The organism is Rarobacter incanus (assembly GCF_006715765.1).
GTDB classification, from domain to species: Bacteria; Actinomycetota; Actinomycetes; order Actinomycetales; family Cellulomonadaceae; genus Rarobacter; species Rarobacter incanus.
In genome coordinates this window covers 950,352-970,489 of the sequence record NZ_VFNV01000001.1, presented here as the reverse complement: position 1 = coordinate 970,489, position 20,138 = coordinate 950,352, and the positions used below count along the sequence as shown (strand labels likewise).

The window sequence follows — 20,138 nt, the reverse complement described above, 5'->3', positions numbered from 1 at the left end:
GACGGTCCTGGCAGTATGAAAACCATGACGTTAGCAATGCCGGAGGGTAAGGACGAGGTCCCCGCGCACCCGCGACTCGATTCGCAGCAAGATGCGGTGGTTGCGGCGGTGGCGACCGGAAGGCACATCGTTGTGACCGGCGCGCCGGGAACCGGAAAGACCACCCTGGCGCTGCACATCGTCACCGATGCGATTGCCAGCGGCGTGGATGCGGACCGGGTCGTGCTGCTCACCGCGTCGCGCGGTTCGGCCGCGAGGCTGCGCGATCGGGTCACCGCTGCGGGCGGCGGGACCAGGCGTACCGCGGCTGTGCGGTCGGCCGCTTCGCTGGCGTTCGCCATCTTGAGCAACGACGCGCGGATGAACGGGCGTCCGGCGCCGGTGCTAACGACCGGCCCGGAACAGGACCGCGAGATCGCTGAGCTCCTCGCGGGTCACCTGGCCGGAATGGGGGTGGACGTGCCGTGGCCGGCGGCGATCCCGCCAGAAACGTTGGGTTTGGCGGGCTTTCGGTCCGAGCTGCGCGACCTCATGATGCGGTGCGCGGAGCGTGCGATTGCCCCCGCGGACCTGGAACGTTTGGGCCGCGAACACGACGAGCCGGCGTGGATCGCCGCGGCCGCGCTCTACCGCGAGTACGAGAACGTCAACGAGCTTGCGCGGATGACGCCGGACCGCGGCGATAGGTTCGATTCGGCCGGGATCGTTGCGCAGGCGGCCGTCGTGGCCGAGCGGCTGCGGGTGCAGGACGCGCCGGGACGGCTGCGGTTTTCGCTAGTCGTCGTCGACGAGTACCAGGACGCATCGGCGGCGACCGCGCAGTTGCTTGCTGCGCTCGCGGCGGACGGCGCCCAATTGGTGTTGCTCAGCGATCCCGACCAGGCGGTGCAGGGGTTTCGTGGTTCGCGCCCCGATCTGGCCCGCTTGGCCGCGACGCCGCCCTCACCGCGGTCGCTCGAGGTGGGGCAGTTCGACGCGCTGCCATTCGTCCTCACGACGGCGCATCGGACGGCGCCGGAGGTCACGCGCGCGATCGCAGGCATCGCGCAGAGCATCGGGACAGCCGCCGGGACCAGGCACCGATTCGCTGGTGGGCCCAGCGGGGACCCGGGGGCAGGGGCGGCAGTAGAAGACGACCATGATTCGCCCGATGCGGAGGCGGGGCCGAGCGTCGGCGAGTATCGACCGCGGCTCGTGGATCCGGTTGCGCGTTGGCACCTGCGGTCGTTTAACGACGAAATGGCGTGGGCCGCGTGGATGGTTCGCTGGCGCCACTACACCCAGCAGGTGCCGTGGTCCCGGTGCGCGGTCATCGTCCGTTCGGGCGCGCAGGCCGCCGCGTTCGCCGGTGCATTGCAGCGGGCGGGCGTCCCCGCGGTCACCGGCGGTGCCGATCGGGCGCTGCGGGCAGAACCCGCAGTGCGCGCGCTCTGCGAAATAGTCCAGCGTACGAGGGCGCAGGATTGGGACGAGGCCTCTTTGCTGGCGGTGCTCTCTTCGCCCTACTTTGACCTGGATCCCGTTGCGGTGCGTGCGGTCCGGCGTATCGCCGCCCAGCTGACAGCGAAGCTCTGCGCCGACGACGAGGGCGGCCGCCATCCGCTCTTGACCTGCCTGACACGGCCGGGAGGGTTGCGCGGATTGCGCGATTCAAGCATCGGCGGGACGCCTTTAGCGGCCGCTATGTACCGGCTCGCGGCAATGATCTCAGCGGCCCGGGACACCGCTGACGAGACCAACCCCGGCACCGTCCTGTGGGCGGTGTGGGATGCATCGAAATGCGCGCAGCGCTGGCAACAGGCGGCGCTGCGCGGGGGGCCGCACGCCGCTCAGGCGCACGCTCAGCTCGATGCGCTGATGACGCTGTTCAAGAAGGCTGATACGTTCACCGAACGCGCCGCGCTGGCAACGATCGACCAGTTCGTAGAGCAGATCCGCTCGTTCGACATACCCGCGGATACCTTGGCGGCGACGGGACAGCGCCGCGACGTGGTCGAGGTCCTTACGCCTGCGCAGGCGACCGGGCGGCAGTGGTCATTCGTCATCGTCAGCGGGTTGCAGTACGGCGTGTGGCCCGACCTTCGCCTGCGGGATTCACTGCTGGGGGCGCAGCGGCTCGCGGATCTTGTGGACGGGCGCGTCGGCGCGAGCGACGTCCGGGGGCAACGTCGGGCGGTGCTCGACGACGAACTGCGGCTCTTCTTGGTGGCCGTATCCAGGGCGACGCAATGCGTCCACGTGACCGCGGTGAGCAGCGACGACGATCAGCCGTCGGCGATGTGCGACCTGGTGGCGCCACCCCCGGCGGGCCCGCCGATCGCCGCCCCGCCGCCCCTCGACCTGCGCGGGCTTGCGTTGCGGGCCCGGGTCGCCGGGGCCGCGGCCCTAGCGCAGGAGGGTGGGTCCGCGAACGCCACGGCGTGGGTGGAGCTCCTCGGTCGCCTGGCGGGCAGCGGGGTACGCGAGGCGCAGCCCCAAACGTGGTACGGCATCCAGCCCGTCTCCACGGTCGCGCCGCTGCACTCGGCGGATGAGGTGGTCGCAGTCTCGCCCTCGCGCATCGCGCTGGCGCACGCGTGCTCGTTGCGATGGGCGGGCGAAATGCTCGGGGCAGTCCCCTCCGGGACGTTTTCGACGCACCTGGGAACGCTCATCCACGAAATTGCCAAAGACCACCCCGCGGCCAGCGCCGCTAGCCTCGCGGCCGAGCTGCACCGGCGCTGGCCCGACCTGGGCCTCGTCGACGGGTGGCCGTCCATGCAAAGCGAGCAGGAGGCGCGGGCTATGGTCGCGAAGCTCGCGCAATTCGAAGCCGACAATCCGGCTCCGCGGGCCGTCGAACGGGCTATCGACGTCGAGGTCGCGGGGGTGCGTGTGCGCGGTTCCATCGACCGCATAGATTCGCGGGGCGCCAGGCCGCTGATCACCGACTTCAAGACGGGAAAGGTGGCGGCGAGTCAGGCTGACGCGGAGGTCGATCCGCAACTTGCCGCGTATCAGGTCGCATACGACAAGGGGCACGCCGGAACCGCGGACGCGGATGCCGGGCCGCAGGCGGTTCGCAGCGCCGACTGCGCTGCACGGGACAGCCTTGCCGGCGCCCAACTGGTCTACCTTGGGGCACCCACAAAGTCAGTTTCGATCCGCACGCAGCGTGCGCTCGCGGACTTTCCCGACCCGAGCTGGGCGGAACGAATGATCGCGCAGGCGGGGAGCATCATGGCCGCCGGGCAACTGTGGGCACGCCCCGGTGCGGTGTGCCGCAGCTGTCCCATCCGCACATCGTGCCCAGTGATGGACCAGGGCCGTCAGCTGACCGATGTGCCCGGGACGGACGACCGGGCGAACCGGGCACCGCACAGTGAGTTCGGTAGCGCAGACGATCGCCGGGCGCAGGCTGGCCTCGTCGCTTCTGCCGAACGGAAACTAGAGGACGACGCGCATGAATGAGAAGACCTTGTCCGCGAGCCGCATCGCCACGATCCTGGGGCTGCCGCAGCCAACCGGGGAACAGATTGAAGTTATCGAGGCGCCGTTAGATCCCGTAATCGTGGTGGCGGGAGCCGGCTCGGGGAAGACCGAAACGATGGCGGCGCGGGTTGTCTGGCTGATCGCGAACCGGAAGGTGGCGGCCGATGAAATCCTGGGGCTCACCTTCACCAAGAAGGCCGCGAGCGAGCTGGCGCACCGAATCGATCGCAGGTTGGCCGCGCTGCGAGCTCGCACGACGGGTACCGCTGCGATGGCATCGCTCGCGGATCGTCCCACGGTCTCCACGTACAACGCGTACGCCGGATCGTTGGTGAGCGAACACGGGTTGCGCATCGGGATCGAACCCGACGCCACCTTGCTGACCGACGCCGGCATCTGGCAAATCACGTCGCGTCTTGTCGAAACCTGGCCGCACGACCTGCAAACCACAAAGGCGGTATCGAGCGTGGTCGCCGCGGTGATGAAGCTGGAATCGTCCCTGACCGAGCACCTGTGCGACCCGCGCCAGGCCCAGCGGTGGCTGGAGGATGCGGTCGAGGCAATCGATGCGCTTCCGCTTGGGCCGCGGCGGCGAGTCCTCGCCAAGGACGTGGCCTCGCTGCGCGAATCGCTGCGCCTGCGCGCGGCCCTCATCGATATCGCGATGGCGCTGCGCGCGGAGAAAAACAACGCGGGCGCGCTGTCGTTTGGCGACCAAATCGCTCTTGCCGCCCGGATAGCAGCCACCTGCCCCGACGTTGCAGCCATCGAGAGGTCGAGGTTCAAGGCGGTTCTGCTGGACGAATACCAGGACACGTCGTACGCCCAGGTGACGATGCTCACTTCGCTGTTTGGAAACGGGCACAGCGTGATGGCGGTGGGGGACCCGCACCAGTCCATCTACGGGTGGCGTGGCGCCAGCGCATCGTCGCTGGCGCGGTTTCGCGACCAATTCGCGTCCGCGAACGGGCAGCGAGCGACGGCATTGACGCTGTCGACATCGTGGCGCAACGACTCCGCGATTCTGGAAGCGGCGAATGCGGTTGCGCGCCCCCTGCGCGATTCTCTGACAACCGTTTCGGTGCCGCGGCTAGCGCCGCGCGCGGGTGCCTTGCCCGGCTCCGTCGACTGGAACTGGTCGCAAACGAGCCTGGCCGAGGCCGACGCCATCGCAACGTGGATCAAGGACCACTGGCTTCCCGGCGGGACAACCAGTGCGGCGGTTCTGTGCCGCGCAAGACGCGATTTTGTTCCCATCGCGCAGAGCCTCGAAGCGGCCGGCATACCCATTGAAATCGTCGGGCTGGGTGGTCTGCTCGACGTGCCGGAGGTCGCTGACGTCATTGCCCTGCTCACGGTCGCGCACGATCCATCGCGCGGGGACGCGGTGGCGAGGTTGCTGCTCGGACCGCGGTTCAACATCGGTCCCGCTGACGTGGGCGGGTTACGGGACGCGGCCCGGTGCCTCGATGCCGCCGCCGAGATCCGCGGCGGGGAGCGGCACACCTTGATCGAGGCCCTGGACTGGCTGGTGCGGCAGGCGCAGCTCCCGTCGCGCGTTCGCATGTCGCAGACCGGCAGGTTGCGGCTCACCGAGCTGGGGCGGATGGTCCAAGAACTGCGCACGTACCTGGGCCACGGGCTGCCGGAGATACTGCACCGCGCTGAGGAAATTCTCGGCGTGGACCTGCAGGTCGTGATCAATCGTGGCGGTGGACCCGCGCGAGTCCACCTCGATGCCCTGAGTCAGGTGGCTTCCGGGTTCGCGGCGTCGACCCCCGACGCTACGGTCGGCAGTTTCTTGTCCTGGTTGGCGGTTGCGCAGGCAGAGGAACGCGGACTAGACCGTCCCGTTGCTGACCCCGATCCGGGGGCGGTGCAACTGATCACGGTGCATGGCGCAAAGGGCCTGGAGTGGGATAGCGTCGCCGTCGCGGGTCTAGCGATCGGCAGCTTTCCGTCCGTGGATTACCGGGAAAAGGAACCGACCTCGGCCGGCTGGCTCGTGGGGGAGGGCAATCTTCCCTATCCGCTGCGCGGAGACGCCAAAGATCTGCCCGCCTTCAACCTGGTCGCTGATGACGCGGTCGAGATGGCGCAGAACATCGCGGAGTTTCGCTTGGCGGCGGGAGTAACCGCGGAGTACGAGGAGCGTCGACTCGCCTACGTCGCGCTGACCCGCGCTCGCTCGTCCCTGCTCGTCTCGGGGGCGGGTTGGCGGCAGGGCCGCAAGAGTCCCGCGCCGCCCTCACCGTTCCTCGAAGAGATAGTCGACCTGGGCTTGGCGGATCAACTGGCGGGATCGGCTCCATTGGGGGATTCCCCAGCCACCAATCCGCTCGATGACGGGGTAGAGATCGGATGGTGGCCGCGAATCGGCACCAACGAGCAAGACGCGGCGGGCACGTTGCGGCTAGCGCGGGCCGTTACCGAGGAAATGAGTGGGTTCCCGGGCGGCGAGGCCGCTACCGGCTCGTCGCCGCAAGATGGTGCGTCCGCGAAATCCGCCGCCAAGTGCGAAGATAGCGCTGCGCCGCAGCCGGGCGCGGGCGCGGCGGGGCTCGTGGACGGCTTGGGGGCCCGCGACCCGGCCGACCTCGACCGAGATCCCCGCGTCGCGCAGTGGCTGGCAACGGTGCTCCTGGCGGAATCGGCCGCGTCCGCGAGCCCGCACGTTGAGACCGCGGGCATGCCCGATCACATGAGCGCCTCCGCCCTGGTTTCCTTCGCTAAGGATCCGCAGGCAGCGAGGCTCAACTGGCTGCGGCCCGTGCCCGCCCGGCCCAGTGCGCGCGCGACGACGGGCACCAGGGTTCACCAGTGGATCGAGCAGCACTATGCCGTTCCCGTCATGCTCGACATCGATGAGACCGATCTTTACCAGGGGGTCGGCGACGATAATGAAATGCTGCATCTCACCGCGAACTTCCTGGCCTCCCGGTGGGCCGATCTGACTCCCGTGGCACTCGAATACCCGGTGGAGACGACGGTCGGTGGCATATCGATTCGCACGCGCATAGACGCCATCTTCCGCGACCCCGACCGGCCGGACGGCGACATCGTCATCGATTGGAAGACCGGCAAGCCCTCGCTGACCGCGGAAGAACTCCGGTCCCGGTCGCTGCAACTGGCCATCTACCGTATCGCTTGGTCGCGGGCCAGCGGGAAGCCGCTGGACCAAGTAGGTGCCGCATTCGTCTACCTGCTAACCGGCGAAACCAAGCGGGTGGCCGACCTGCCGGACGAAAGGGAAATCGCCGAAATACTGGCGCGGAGCGCTCGTTACTGATCGACGCGATCGGCAGTGGATTCATCGACGTAGTCGATGGGTTCGGTGACCCCGGAAACGGGTAGGGAATCGAGCTCGCTGGGACCGGGATCAGCACCAGCCGACCCGCCCTGGCGCGGGGAAGCGGAAGCCGCCTGCGCGGATTCTTCGCCGGAACTGGCGGGGACTGTTCCGAGTGCGGACGTGGCCACCTCGTCCTGGTAGGAAGTTTCACCCGTGCCGCCGTAGCGCGGGAACCGCACCAGTTCCCCCTCTTGTGCCGCGGTGGCAACGTCCAAATCGGCGAGCATCTCCACCGCATCCGCCACAACATCCGGCAAATTGTTGCGAGTTCCGTGCAATAGCCACCGCAGGAGCGCCAACTCGCTTGCCAGGGAGGCGCGCGCCACAATGTTCGGATCGGGCAGTTCGGTGCGCCGAAGTTGGTAGGCCTCCATGATCGAATCGATGCAATCGTGAGGCGCCGCCGCCAGCACCCAGGCCAGATCGTCGGCGGGATCGGCAATCTTGACCTCCGACCAATCGCGCACGGCCGCGACGTTGCCCGCCTGCACCAGGATCGCGTCGGCGGCCAACGCCCCGTGGGTGACCGTCGGTATGAAGCGCCAGAGGCCAACATCCTCCAGCTGCCGCTCCCAGCGCGAAAGCAAGGAAACCGGCACGAGTCCGGTCTTGGCAGCCTCATCGACCTCCGCGAGACGGCGCTCGCGGTATTGTTCCGCGGTGTATGCGGGGTGGCCGGTCTCCTCCAAGATCGCTACGGGCAGTTCATGGATGGCGCCGAGAGCGCGGCCCAGCGCGGCCGCCAGGCCGGGGCCGGGAGCCAACTTCTCCATCGCAATCGCGTAGCCGGGAAGCTCGGAATGGACCAGGGCGCGCCCGCCCTCGCGCAGTGCGGCGGTTCCGGCAACTCGCGGAACGATGAACGGCAAATCGCCGCGATCAATGTAGGGAACCAGCGCGGAAAGGAAGGCGATTTCCGCCTCCAGGCCAGCGCCCGCCTGCGGGCTCAACGGGGCGCGCACAACCCAGTGCCGTGCCTCGGCGTCGATGACCAGCGCGCAGTCAAAACCCTCGACGCCTTCATCGATCGGCGCCACCTGCCGCGCGTCAAGACCGGGGATGGCCTGCGTTGCGAGAGCGGCCAGGGCATAGGGTGAACGATGCACGATTCAACGCTACGTTGTCGGGCATGCGAACGCGTGCAGCGCCACGCGACCAGCCCGATGCTGAGGGGAAGAACATGATGGAATCAGCCGATCCCACGCCCGCGCAACGACCGTTCCCGCTTGCGGGGCAGGGGGTTGGACGGGCCGCTGCATGGCGGCAGAATCGCGATCTGTGGCGCGATTTGGCAGGGCTACCTACGACCCGCGTCGTGCTTGTTCGCGACGGCGAAATCGCCTGGAATCGCGACCCGATCCATCCCGCTCTGGCGATGGTGACCCCGCAGGCGGTGGTCGCTGCATTGGGCGAGGTGGGCCCCGATCTCGCGTGGTTCCTGGGGGCCACCGGGGATGCCTGGGATCCGGCGACGCGCGCGCCCGCCCAAGCACCCATGCGGGGCGAGAACGCGGCCGTGTTTGCCATCGACATTTCGGGACGAGACCCGCTCCTCGCGGCGGCGCTGGTCGGTGCCGCAGCGGTGGTCCGTTCCGACATTTCGCGCGAGACGACGGCCCAGTTGGCGGGGATCGACGCCGATCTCTTTGCGAATCTGCGGGCGATTGGAGACGGGCTCGACGCTACCGACACGGCGCTTGGGGTAACGGCGGTGGCGCTGGCGAACTGGCACTCGCGGGAGGGGTACTGCGTTGGGTGCGGGGCCAGCACGCGCATCGCCGAATGGGGATGGATACGGATTTGTGCCCGCTGCGAGCGGCTCGCTTACCCGCGGACCGATCCGGCGATGATTGTGACCGTCACCGATAGCAGCGATCGAATTCTGCTGGCGCACGCAAGCGCGTGGCCGCCCGCCAGGTATTCCCTCCTGGCGGGATTCGTCGAGCCCGGCGAAAGCGCGGAGCAGGCCGTCATCCGCGAGGTGTTTGAAGAGACGGGAATCGCCGTCGGGACCGTGCGATACGCGGCGAGTCAGCCGTGGCCGTTTCCATCCTCGCTGATGCTCGCGTTCACCGCGGAGCATATACGCGGGGGCATCCGAGTCGACGGAGAGGAGATAACGGACGCGCGCTGGTTCAGCAGGGAGGAACTGGAGGCAGCGCTCGAGACCGGGGCGGTGGAACTTCCGGCGGCCTCGTCCATTGCCCGCGTCCTGATCAACCAGTGGCGCGCCGCGGGCGATTAGGAGTTCACACGGAGCCTGTCCTGGACCTGATTGAGCGTCGGATTCGTCAGCGTTGAACCGTCTGGGAAGACGACGGTTGGGACCGTTCGGTTCCCGCCATTGGCGCGCTCCACGAAGGGGATCAGGTGGCTGTGTTGCTCGATATCGATGTCGCTAAAGGGGATGCGGGCCGAAGCGAGTTGTGTCTTGAGACGTTTGCAGTAGCCGCACCAGGGAGTCGAGAGCATGACCACCTCGCCGGCGGCGGGAAGCTGTGGAAAATCGGTCACGAGCGTGGTCCTTCGGGTCGAATGTGCGGGTCGGGGCGGCGCGGGGATGTCACACGGCGCTGACATGGTTGTTAGACAGTGTAGTTTCGCAGTTAGGACGATAGGGAGGATGCGCTCGGTTGATGTCGCCAGATGAGAAGGTCGCGAAGGTCCCCGGGGCGGACCAACTCATAGACGCACTCGACCCCGAACAGCGCGAGGTCGCTTTGGCGGTCACCGGTCCGGTGTGCGTGCTGGCGGGGGCGGGCACGGGCAAGACCCGCGCGATCACCCATCGCATCGCGTACGGGGTGCGAACCGGACGCTACGCACCGACCAGCGTGCTGGCGGTCACCTTCACCGCGCGGGCCGCCAGCGAAATGCGCTCGCGCCTGCGCGATCTGGGCGTTCCCGGGGTGCAGGCGCGCACCTTTCACTCGGCCGCGATGCGGCAATTGGGGCACTTTTGGCCCAAAGTGATCGGCGGGCGCCCCTGGCAGGTCGTCGAGCACAAGGCGCAACTGGTGGCCGCGGCCGCCCGGTCGCTCGCAATGAGCGTTGACAGGATAGCGGTGCGCGACCTGGCATCGCAGATCGAGTGGGCGAAGGTCACGCTGGTGCGCCCGGATGATTTCGCGGCCGTCGTCGAGAGGCAATCCCGCGAGATGCCGGCAGGGTTTTCCGAGCAGACCGTGGCTCGCCTCTACTCGCGATACGAAGAACTGAAGACCGAACGCGCCGTCATGGACTTCGAGGATGTCCTGGCCCTGACCGCGCAAATGATCGCCGACCACCCCGACGTAGCCAAGACGATTCGATCCCAATACAAGCACTTCGTCGTCGATGAATTCCAGGATGTGTCCCCGATCCAACACACTTTGCTCAGGCAGTGGCTCGGTAACAGACAAGAGTTGTGCGTGGTGGGCGATCCGAGCCAGACGATCTACTCGTTTGCGGGGGCCACGCCCAGTTACCTGATGGAATTCAAACGCGAGTACCCGGGCGCCACGGTCGTTTCGCTGGTTCGTGACTACCGTTCGACCACCGCGATTGTTGGGCTCGCTAACTCGGTCCTGGAGCGCGGCCGCAAACTGGACCCGGCGCGCGTCAAGCCTTTGAAACTGATTTCCCAGGTAGGGCGCGGGCCCGCGGTGTCGTTCACTACGTACGACCACGATGAGGCCGAGGCGGCGGGGGTCGCCGCCCGCGCCCGCGCGCTGATCAGTGCGGGCGAACGACCCGCCGATATCGCGGTTCTGTACCGCACTAACGCGCAGGCGGAGGCCCTCGAGCAGGCTTTCCAGGAGGCCGGGGTCGGCGTCGTGATTCGGGGCGGTGAGCGCTTCTTTCAGCGTAAGGACGTGCGCGACGCGACCATGCTCCTGCGCGCGAACGTGCACCATGCCCCGGACCGTTCAATGCCGGAGGTGGTCCGCGACATCCTTGGCGATGTGGGATGGTCCGCGCAGGCACCGACGGCGCAGGGAGCGGCGCGGGAGCGATGGGATGCCATGCAAGCGCTGGTCGAACTGGCGGATGCCCTGGCAGAAACCCGCGGCGCGGACATGGGCGCATACGTCCAGGAACTGCAAGAGCGCGCGGCCAACCAGCACGCACCGACCGTCGACGGCGTCACGCTCGCGTCGCTCCACGCGGCCAAGGGTCTTGAGTGGGAATCGGTGTTCTTGATCGGGGTCAGCGAGGGCCTGATCCCCATCTCGTTGGCGGAAACCGACGAGGCGATTGCCGAGGAGCGACGCCTGCTCTACGTCGGTATCACGCGGGCAAAGCGCAACCTGGAACTCTCGTACGCAAAGTCGCGCCGGGCTGGAGGGCGCGGCACGCGGAAAAGCTCGCGGTTTCTGGACGGCATCTGGCCCGCCCCGGACGTCTCGCCGCTCGCAAAGGAGCGCCGTGCGCGCACGAGCGCGCTCGCAACCGGCGAGGACGTCGACCCGCAACTCTTCGAGCGACTGCGGCAGTGGCGGGCGGATCTTGCCAAAGAAATGAGCAAGCCCGCATTCGTCATCCTGGGAAACATCTCCCTCGTGGAGATCGCGCAGGCGCGCCCCACGACGATGGCGGAGCTTGCGCGCATACGCGGGATCGGGCCGACAAAGCTCGAGCAATTCGGTGAATCGATTGTTGCTATTGTCGTCGACCACCTGCGCGCCTGACCCGAAAGGCGCGACCGCGCGGTGCGCGATTGGCCGTTTTTGACCGTCCGTTCCACCGACGAGCGCGGGAACGCTAGCGGGGCAGGTGCGCGATTGGCCGTTTTTGACCGTCCGGTCTACCGCGTGCAGTCAGGGCAGCGACCGCGCGGTGCTCGGTCGGCCCCGCACAGCCCGCCAGCGCCACGCGAATCGCGCGGTATTAGGAACTCGGGAAAATAAAGTGGCGCCGCGGCGCGCTGCGCCGTAGGCTGGGACAGTTCGAGTCCGCGTCGCCCGCAAGGCGCCCAGATAAGCGAAGGAGGTGCACCACGATGATTTCAATAAAGCAGTTCGCGACCGGCCGGTCGGCTGCGTTCCGTGGTGCATGCGGCGGTGCTGCCCCCGCCTTCGCCGCGGTTCGCCCGCGGCCTTCGCGCGGGTGCGACGTCGGCGCCACGATCGGGTAGTTCGCTACCGGACTGCCGTCGGCCGCACCGCTCACATTCAACGAGGGTGACGGCCCTTTTTTGCGTCCGGATAGGCGACGCGGCCTCCCCTCGACCCCGCTTTACACCTGCTTTGGAGTCGAAAACATGAACGCCGTGACGAAGGAATCGCCACGCTCAATGGGAGTCGCATCGCCTGCGCCGGGTCCCCAAATCGCCACCGCAACGACGGATTTCTCCTTCGCTTCCGTCGCGACCACGCCGTGCCGCGAGTCGGACGAAGACCTGTGGTTCGCCGAGCAAAGCCACGACATCGAGCGGGCCAAGGCGTTGTGTGCGCCCTGCCCCCTGCGGGCGGCGTGCCTGCGTGGGGCACTCGAACGCGCGGAACCGTGGGGGGTGTGGGGCGGCGAATCGCTGGCCGACGGGGTTGTAATAAAGAACAAGCGAGGACGAGGCCGCCCGCCCAAGAACCAACTCTCGCTTGCTGGCTAGCGTTCTTCGTCGCTGCGCCGGCGGAGACCGGCCGCGTAGGTCCCGCGATCGTGTATCCGTGCCCTGTGGGGGGCGGTCATAGCGGGCTGTGGGAACTTGTTATCCACAATTACCGGCGATGGGGGTGCCATGCGCGTCGTAAACCGCTACCGTCGAGTCATGGAATTGCACGGAGTGACCCGTGTGCGCATTCAACGCAGCACCAGGCGGCGACGCACCATCAGCGCCCGCATCGATGGCGATGAGCTAGTCGTGCTCATGCCGGCGGGATTGTCGGCCGATGAGGAGCAGTTTTGGGTCGAGAAAATGGCCAAACGCTTTCAGGTGCGGCAACGCCGGACCCGGCCCTCGGACAGTGAGTTACTGAAACGCGCCCGGCAACTCGCGGCCGCGTACCTACCCGATTCGGTCCGCATCGGATCGGTGCAGTGGTCCGATCGGCAGCAGCGCCGCTGGGGATCGTGCTCGGTCGAGACGGGCGATATCAGGATTTCGACCCGCCTGCGGGGTCTGCCGACGTGGGTGCTGGACTACGTTCTGCTCCACGAAATGACTCACACGCTATTTGTCGACCACGATTCCCAGTTCTGGACGTTGCTGTCCGCGTACCCCTACACCGAACGAGCTCGCGGCTTCTTGCAGGGTCTGGACTTCGTCGACAACGGGGGCGGCAACGATCCGGACGTGACCTCGCACTAGTCCTGGGACTGGCCGTCGTCCCGGTCCGCTTCGGCGAAGATGGCACTGAGAGCCGCGTCCACGTCGTCGGTGGACGCGGTGGGGCCGTTGCTCCAGCGTTCGACGAACGCGTGGGGATCGTCCAGATCGGTTCCCTCGGGCAGGAAATCCGGGTGGTCCCAGACCTGGTCGCGCCCGTCGACGCCGCAGCGCGCATGCAGTAGTTCCCACAACGCGGCCGCCTCCCGCGCGCGGCGCGGGCGCAGTTCCAGGCCGACGAGCTTCGCGAAGGTCTGCTCCGCGGGACCGCCCGCCGCGCGCCGCCGGCGCATCATCTCGCGCAAGGAAACAACGGATCGCAGGTGGGGGATGGCAGCTTGCGTGCTAACGGTATCGACCCATCCCTCGATGAGGGCCAGAACGGTTTCCAGGCGCGCCAACGTGGCCTTTTGATCGCTGGTTGTTGGAACCGCGAAAATTCCGCCAGACATTGCCTGGCGGATCGCCTCAATGTTGCTAGGGTCCACGTCCCGGAGCGTTTCTTCGAGTGCCTCCCGATCGATGACAACGCCACGGGCATATTCGTCCACGAGCGCGCGCACGTGCGCGCGCAGCCACGGAACCGAGGCGAAAAGGCGGGCTGCGGTCGCCTCGCGAACCGCCAGGAAATGCCGCACCTCATCGCGCGGGGAGTCTAAGCCGGCGGCGAACTCGTCCACGTTCTTTATGACCATCGCCACGGTCTGCGTATCCACCAACGGTATGCCGACATCGGTGGTGCCGAATACTTCTGCCGCCAGTTCTCCGGTCGCCTGCCCCACCTGCATCCCGAAAGCTGCCGATGCCATCGAACGCAGGACGGAATCTGGGGCAAACCCGCCGGCCGGGTCGATCGTCGCGTCGGCGATCGCTTCGTCGCGGAATAGCTGCGTCAGTGCGGATGCGACGGCGCCGGCGACGGGGGAGGTGAGGGATTCCCAGGTCGAGATCGTCGCCTCGACCCATTCGGCGCGGCTCCACGCGTGCGCGCTGACCGTGGCGGGGGGCAGCGTTGTTGCGACGTCCAGCCACAGCTCGCACGCGCTAAAGATGTTCCGCACCGCTCGCTGATCGGCGTCCGTCATCGACGGATCGGGGCCGAGAGACGACGTCACCTGGCGAGCGATGTTCTTCGCTAGCGGTGCGTTGACGGGATCGTGCGGGTCGGCCGCCAGAAATGTTGCCGCCTGACGCATGATCATGTCCAGCATCTGCGGATTTGCTTGGAGAGCCTCCGATTGCCGCATCAATTCGGCCATGTCGACCCCGGACGCGCGCATCTGTTCGATGATCGCGTCGGCGTTGGGGCCGAAGGCGGCGCGCAGCGCCTGTTCCCAAGCCTTGAGTGGGTCAGATGGGTCGGGGGTCGGGTTCATCACAAACTCCCTGCATTGTCAGAGGCGGGATATAGGCTAACAGTGAGTTTTACCGTAACCGCACTACCTGGCAAGGGGAACAAAATAACGGTGGCATCGGCCGGAATTCGCTCAGGGCGCACAGCCTCACGATCGTACCGAGTGTTCGGAAGCGGTCCGCTGCCGGACGCCATTTCGGCGCAGCTCGGGGTTTTGAACGCTCGCGGGGAGCAGGGGCGGGCAGGCCTCGTGGCGATTGTGGTCATCGAATCCGGGAGCCCGCACGCGACGGGTGCGGCCCGATCGCTGGCGCGCCTCGAGGCTCTCACGGTCGATGCGGAGCACGCCATCCAGGCCGCGGGCGGAGGCGGCCACGTCATCGTCGTTTCATCTGCCGCGGTGTGCGGCGCCTGGCCGCAGCGACCCGATATCACCGACGCCGATCTCGCCGTGATGCAAGGGGATCTGGGGTGGGTCGGAACCGCGGCCGCCGGCGAGTCGCTGGTCAAGGAGCTGGTCGCATCCGGCAACCACGCCGACCCCGATCGCCTCCCGCGCCTTACCGTCGTGCGCACCGCGCCGTTGGTCGGGCAGGACATCGATACGGCGATGACACGAAACTTCGGGGCCCCGCGCCTGCTGCGATCCGCGCAGCACACCAAGCGTTGGCAGTTCTTGCACGTGCGCGACCTTGTATCCGCCCTTGTCGTGGTCGGCGAATCCGGCCTGTGCGGGACCGTGGTCGCGGGAGCCGCGCGCGAATCGGCGGGTGGATGGGAACCGGACACCGAATCGACGGAGACGGTGGCGCGGATTGCGGGCCGGCGGACGCTCTCCTTGAGCGATAAGGCGGCCGCGTCGATCGCGCTCCGGCTCGATCGCGCGGGAATGCTGCCCGGGCCGGTGTCGGACTTGGCATTCACCCTCGACTCGTGGGTCGTCATGCCCAGCAAACTCCTTCACGCGGGTTGGCGGCCCCAGGTATCGACCGCGGAATGCGTGAGATCGGTGGTCGGCGCACTGGCGAACCACCCAGGTGTTGGCAGTAAATTGCTCGCAGGCCGCGGCGCGATCGCGGCCGGAGCCGTCGGCGCCGCCGTCGCGGCAGCCGGTACGATCATGGCGGTTCGCCGTTCCAAAGGAGTTACATGAAGCGCCCCCGCCCAACGTTGAAGGACATCGCAAGCTTCTCGACGGCGCTGCTGATCATCGGGATGCTTGTCGCTCCCATGCCGTACGTCACGGTCGGCCCCGGGGAAACTCGGAACGTCCTGGGCACCATGGAATCGGCCAAGGGAGAGGTTGTTCCTGTGATCACGATAGAGGGAACCGCCTCGCCCGCGGGGTCGGGCCAACTGCTCTTCACGACCGTGGGCGTCACGGGATCGCCCGATACGCCGCTCGCCGCGATGGATGTCTTGCGGGCATGGATCAACCCCGAGCAAACCGTTTCTCCCGTCGAGGCCTACTTTCCCGCCGACAGCACCACCGAACAGGTGCAGCAAGAAAGCCAAGCCGAAATGGAGTCGTCCCAGCACAATGCGGCCGTTGCGGCGCTGACCGAGCTCGGCTACACGGTCCCGGTGACTTTGACGGTCAAGGGAACCGTCACCAGGGAACAGGCCGGGCTTGCGGCAAACGACACGATCCCGCGTGCCATGGATGTCCTCAAGGATGGTGACGTGCTGAAATCCGTGGATGGGCACAAGGTGACGACCTACCAGGCCGTTCTCACGCGCATAGCATCCTTGCAGGCAGATACCCCCATCGACGTTGTGGTCCAACGCGGCGGCAAGGATGTGACGGTGCGCTTCGCGCCCTACGCGGACGGCTCGGCGGGCGAGGGGGCCTCGTCCATAAAGCTTGGTGTTCTGCTGGAACCCGACTATGACCTGCCGGTTTCGGTGACAATCAACGCGCAAAATGTTGGCGGCCCGAGCGCCGGAATGATGTTTGCGTTGGGGATCGTCGACGAACTGGGCAAGGAAGATCTGACCGGCGGCGCAATAATCGCCGGGACGGGAACCATCGATGTGCAGGGCAACGTGGGGGCGATTGGCGGCATCGATCACAAAATCGTTGGAGCGTCGAAGGCGGGGGCGACCTGGTTCCTGGCGCCGGAGTCGAACTGCACCGATATCACGCAGAACCCGCCCAAGGGGATCAGCATCGTCGCCGTGAAAACGCTGTCGCAAGCCGTCGACGTGCTCGGTGACATCAAGGCGGGTAAGACGGACGATCTGCCGCGGTGTGCCGGAGTCGGGTGAAGCTCTTTAGCCCGTCGCGAACTTTGTGCACAAACTCAGCGGGGTGTGCAAGGCTGGTGCGGTAGCCAGTGAATTCTGCTGCCGCCTGTCCCATAACGAAGAGGCTATTCACCGATGACGTCAACCGCCGCCAATCCGCCCCGTCGTGCCCCCCGAGGGGAGGGAGACGGAACAAAGCGCAGGCTAGGACCCTTCGGGATCACGCTGATTTTCCTCGCGGTCGTGGTCGTTGCGACGCTCGCTGCCTCGCGTTACCTGACACAGTTCTGGTGGTTTTCGCAGGCCGGATTCACCCGCGTGATCGTCACGCAATGGGGAACCACCGCGGTCCTGTTCGTCGTCGGCTTTGCGCTGATGGCGCTGCCAGTGTGGCTGAGCGCGCACCTCGCGTTCCGCGGGCGGCCGGTCTACGCTCCCATGACCTCGCGGCGCGGCCCCATGGACCAATACCGCGAGGCGTTCGAACCGATCCGCAAGGTCGCGACGATCGGTATTCCCGCCCTCATCGGGCTTTTCGCTGGCGCGTCAGCGGGCGCGCAGTGGCAGCTCTTTCAGGTGTGGCTCAATGCCGAGAAATTCGGTGAGAAGGATCCGCAGTTCGGCCTCGACATCGGGTTCTATGTATTCGCCGTGCCCGCGTTGCGATTTGTCCTCGGATTCGTTTTAGTCGCTGCGATCTTCAGCCTGATCGCGGCGGTGGTGTTGCAGTACCTGTACGGTGGCGTGCGGATTCAGCAGCGGGCTAGCAATAAGGTGTCGTTCGTAGCGACGCGCCAGGCCCGCATCCAGATCAACGTCACCGCCGCCGTCGTGATGGCGCTGATCGCGGTGCAGATTTGGTTCTCGCGTTACGAAACGCTGCTGTCGACCACCTCGGTCGCCCAGGGTGCAGATTACACCGACGTGCACGCAGGCATCCCCGCCCGCACCATCTTGGCGGCGGTCGCGGTTCTGGTCGCCCTGCTGTTCGTGGCGTGCGCGACGCGCGGCAACTGGCGGCTCCCCGCGATCGGCGTGGGCCTGATGATCGTCACCGGCGTGATAATCGGCGTTGTGTATCCGGCCATCGTCGCGCGGTTCCAGGTTCAGCCCAACGCGCAGGAATTGGAAGCGCCCTACATCCAACGCAACATCAACGCGACGCGGGCCGGATTCGGGCTCGATGACATCGACGTCAAGGAATACGACGCAAAGACGACCGCGGAAAAGGGGGCGCTGCGATCCGACGCCGAAACCACCGCATCCATTCGCCTACTGGACCCCAATATCGTCTCGCCGGCTTTCCGCCAGTTGCAGCAAAACAAGCAGTACTACAACTTCGAATCGACCCTAGCCGTCGACAAGTACACTTTCGACGGCTCCTCGCATGACACCGTCATCGGCGTGCGCGAATTGAACCTCAACGGGCTCGGCAACGATCAGCGAAACTGGGTGAACCAGCACACGGTCTTCACCCACGGGTTCGGGGTTGTCGCGGCATACGGCAACCAGGTCCGATCCGATGGCTCGCCGGCATTCTTCGAAAGTGACATCCCATCGACCGGAAAGCTGAGCGACGACGGGGAAACGCCCTACGAGGAACGTATCTACTTCAGCCCCAACGCTCCCGAGTACTCCATCGTGGGGGCGGCGCAGGGCACCGAAGCATGGGAACTGGACTACCCGGACGATTCCGCCACGGGGCAAGTCAAGACGACCTACCCAACAACGTCTGTGTCGGCGGGGCCGAAGCTGGACTCGTTCTTTTCCCGACTGCTTTACGCGGTTGAGATGCGGTCCGAGCAGATCCTTTTCTCGGATCGGGTGAACGCGAATTCGCAAATTCTGTATGACCGCAGCCCGGCCGAGCGGGTGAAGAAGGTGGCGCCGTACCTGACGCTGGACGGGCGCGTTTATCCGGCGGTGGTAGATGGACGAGTTCTGTGGATGGTTGACGGTTACACCACATCCTCGACGTATCCTTATGCCACCTCGCAGGCGCTCGACGATGCCACGACCGACTCGCTCACCGCCAGTTCGAGCACCGTCAGCGCGCTCGCCCCGGCGAAGGTCAACTACATTCGCAACTCGGTGAAGGCAACTGTCGATGCGTTCACCGGTGAGGTCACGCTGTACGCGTGGGACGACCAGGACCCAGTGTTGAAGGTATGGCAAAAGATCTACCCGAACACCATCAAACCGATCAGCGAAATCTCTGGCGATCTGATGTCGCACATTCGCTACCCGGAGGACTTGTTCAAGGTGCAACGCACCGTGCTGTCGCGGTACCACGTAACCGATGCCGCGTCCTTCTTCACCACGCAGGACTTTTGGCAGGTGCCGGCGGACCCGACCACTTCGACGAGCGGTAATAGCGCAAACGCCAAAAGGCAGCCTCCTTACTACGTAACCTTGCAAATGCCGGGGCAGGAGTCGTCTTCGTTCTCGCTGACCTCGACGTTTATCCCCGGTGGTAATTCGGACAGGCAGATCTTGACTGGGTTCTTGGCCGCCGATGCTGATGCCGGCAATACCGCGGGCGTCAAGGGATCCGGATACGGAAAACTGCGCCTTTTGGTGCTTCCGCGAAACGCAACCGTCCCAGGTCCGGGCCAGGTGCAAACACAGTTCAATACCGATTCCGCAGTTGCGCAGGCCTTCACCTATTTGAAGCAGGGCAACTCAACGATCGAATTGGGTAACCTGCTGACGCTGCCCGTTGGTGGGGGGCTCATGTATGTCCAGCCCGTGTACGCGTATTCGTCGCAAGGTTCGACATATCCGCTGCTGCGGTACGTGATGGTTTCCTTCGGCGACAAGATTGGCTTCGGAACGTCGCTGTCGGATGCCTTGGATCAGGTATTCGGTGGGGATTCCGGTGCGGAGACGTCCGATAATGACGGCGCGACGGCGTCGTCTAGCGCGGGGGGTACCGGCGATGGAACGACTACCGATGGTACGGCTACCGATGGTACGGCGGGTGGTGCGACCGACGGTGGTTCTGGCGGTTCCGACACGACCGGGTCGGGTGGTGCGACTGACGGTGGTTCTGGCGGTTCCGACACGACCGGGTCGGGTGGTGCGACTGACGGTGGTTCTGGCGGTTCCGACACGACCGGGTCGGGTGGTGCGACTGACGGTACCGGCGGTGGTACGGATGCAAATTCAGGCACCGGTGACACCGATTCCGACGCGCAACTGAGTCAGGCGCTCACCGACATGCAGACGGCCTGGGATCAGGGGCAGCAGGCGCTGGAGAAGGGCGACTTCACCGCATACGGCAAAGCGCAGGATGCGCTGCAGGATGCACTGGACCGTGCTGTTGCTGCCGAGAGCGCAGCGAAGGCGGCCTCTGGGAAGTAGCTGCCGGCGGGCGGGCGCCGGTGTCTTTGGCTGCCCGCCCGCGT

General features: G+C 66.3%; 12 protein-coding genes. 9 read left to right on the top strand and 3 right to left on the bottom strand.

Annotation, left to right across the window (positions count from 1 at the left end; translation table 11 throughout):
* Window positions 1-24: 24 nt before the first annotated feature.
* Window positions 25-3,450 carry a UrvD/REP family ATP-dependent DNA helicase gene (locus FB389_RS04145; protein ID WP_170207862.1) on the top strand — a complete coding sequence of 1,142 codons (3,426 nt, stop codon included), beginning with the start codon at window positions 25-27 and terminating at the stop codon, window positions 3,448-3,450.
* Entirely contained in the window at window positions 3,443-6,760 is a 3,318-nt protein-coding gene (locus tag FB389_RS04140) for an ATP-dependent helicase (RefSeq protein ID WP_142111500.1), read from the top strand. The genes FB389_RS04145 and FB389_RS04140 overlap by 8 nt, the downstream gene beginning before the upstream one ends.
* On the opposite strand, the gene FB389_RS04135 is transcribed toward FB389_RS04140, so the two are convergent.
* Window positions 6,754-7,929, bottom strand: a complete 1,176-nt coding sequence (locus tag FB389_RS04135; protein WP_142111499.1) for a phosphotransferase — start codon at window positions 7,927-7,929, stop codon at window positions 6,754-6,756. The genes FB389_RS04140 and FB389_RS04135 overlap by 7 nt on opposite strands.
* A 74-nt stretch (window positions 7,930-8,003) precedes the next feature.
* On the opposite strand from FB389_RS04135, the gene nudC reads away from it, so the two are divergent.
* Window positions 8,004-9,068, top strand: a complete 1,065-nt coding sequence (gene nudC, locus FB389_RS04130; RefSeq protein ID WP_170207861.1) for an NAD(+) diphosphatase — start codon at window positions 8,004-8,006, stop codon at window positions 9,066-9,068.
* Here the strand turns inward: nudC and FB389_RS04125 are convergent.
* Window positions 9,065-9,337: a glutaredoxin domain-containing protein gene (locus tag FB389_RS04125; RefSeq protein ID WP_342776015.1), complete on the bottom strand. Its 273-nt coding sequence runs from the start codon at window positions 9,335-9,337 to the stop codon at window positions 9,065-9,067. The genes nudC and FB389_RS04125 overlap by 4 nt on opposite strands.
* A 122-nt stretch (window positions 9,338-9,459) precedes the next feature.
* Here FB389_RS04125 and FB389_RS04120 point away from each other — a divergent pair, with 122 nt between their 5' ends.
* The 3 genes from FB389_RS04120 to FB389_RS04110 all read left to right on the top strand — a co-directional run bounded on the left by FB389_RS04120 (window position 9,460) and on the right by FB389_RS04110 (window position 13,112).
* The gene (locus FB389_RS04120; RefSeq protein WP_142111496.1) at window positions 9,460-11,493 is read left to right on the top strand and encodes an ATP-dependent helicase; all 2,034 of its coding nucleotides are present in this window, start codon (window positions 9,460-9,462) and stop codon (window positions 11,491-11,493) included.
* Window positions 11,494-12,065: 572 nt separating this feature from the next.
* Window positions 12,066-12,413: a WhiB family transcriptional regulator gene (locus tag FB389_RS10825; RefSeq protein ID WP_281282020.1), complete on the top strand. Its 348-nt coding sequence runs from the start codon at window positions 12,066-12,068 to the stop codon at window positions 12,411-12,413.
* A 159-nt stretch (window positions 12,414-12,572) separates the two neighbouring features.
* Complete coding sequence (locus tag FB389_RS04110) at window positions 12,573-13,112, top strand: M48 metallopeptidase family protein (RefSeq protein WP_142111495.1); 540 nt, start codon at window positions 12,573-12,575, stop codon at window positions 13,110-13,112.
* On the opposite strand, the gene FB389_RS04105 is transcribed toward FB389_RS04110, so the two are convergent.
* Complete coding sequence (locus tag FB389_RS04105) at window positions 13,109-14,506, bottom strand: zinc-dependent metalloprotease (protein WP_142111494.1); 1,398 nt, start codon at window positions 14,504-14,506, stop codon at window positions 13,109-13,111. The two genes, FB389_RS04110 and FB389_RS04105, sit on opposite strands and share 4 nt — an antisense overlap.
* Window positions 14,507-14,647: 141 nt before the next feature.
* Between FB389_RS04105 and FB389_RS04100 the strand changes: the two genes are divergently transcribed.
* From FB389_RS04100 to FB389_RS04090, 3 genes are all read left to right on the top strand, one after another.
* On the top strand, window positions 14,648-15,637 hold the full coding sequence (locus FB389_RS04100; protein WP_142111493.1) for a Rossmann-fold NAD(P)-binding domain-containing protein: 990 nt from the start codon (window positions 14,648-14,650) through the stop codon (window positions 15,635-15,637).
* Window positions 15,634-16,752 (top strand): YlbL family protein, encoded by a 1,119-nt coding sequence (locus FB389_RS04095; RefSeq protein ID WP_142111492.1) that lies wholly within the window; start codon window positions 15,634-15,636, stop codon window positions 16,750-16,752. Before FB389_RS04100 ends, FB389_RS04095 begins: the two co-directional genes overlap by 4 nt.
* 114 nt (window positions 16,753-16,866) lie before the next feature.
* Window positions 16,867-20,094 (top strand): UPF0182 family membrane protein, encoded by a 3,228-nt coding sequence (locus tag FB389_RS04090; protein WP_142111491.1) that lies wholly within the window; start codon window positions 16,867-16,869, stop codon window positions 20,092-20,094.
* Window positions 20,095-20,138: the final 44 nt, after the last annotated feature.

Excerpts from the sequence above, each read along its gene's own strand:
- FB389_RS04145 (WP_170207862.1), top strand. The coding sequence starts at position 25 with ATGACGTTAGCAATGCCGGAGGGTAAGGACGAGGTCCCCGCGCACCCG.
- FB389_RS04140 (WP_142111500.1), top strand. The coding sequence starts at position 3,443 with ATGAATGAGAAGACCTTGTCCGCGAGCCGCATCGCCACGATCCTGGGG.
- nudC (WP_170207861.1), top strand. The coding sequence starts at position 8,004 with ATGATGGAATCAGCCGATCCCACGCCCGCGCAACGACCGTTCCCGCTT.
- FB389_RS04120 (WP_142111496.1), top strand. The coding sequence starts at position 9,460 with ATGTCGCCAGATGAGAAGGTCGCGAAGGTCCCCGGGGCGGACCAACTC.
- FB389_RS10825 (WP_281282020.1), top strand. The coding sequence starts at position 12,066 with ATGAACGCCGTGACGAAGGAATCGCCACGCTCAATGGGAGTCGCATCG.
- FB389_RS04110 (WP_142111495.1), top strand. The coding sequence starts at position 12,573 with ATGGAATTGCACGGAGTGACCCGTGTGCGCATTCAACGCAGCACCAGG.
- FB389_RS04105 (WP_142111494.1), bottom strand. The coding sequence starts at position 14,506 with ATGAACCCGACCCCCGACCCATCTGACCCACTCAAGGCTTGGGAACAG.
- FB389_RS04095 (WP_142111492.1), top strand. The coding sequence starts at position 15,634 with ATGAAGCGCCCCCGCCCAACGTTGAAGGACATCGCAAGCTTCTCGACG.
- FB389_RS04090 (WP_142111491.1), top strand. The coding sequence starts at position 16,867 with ATGACGTCAACCGCCGCCAATCCGCCCCGTCGTGCCCCCCGAGGGGAG.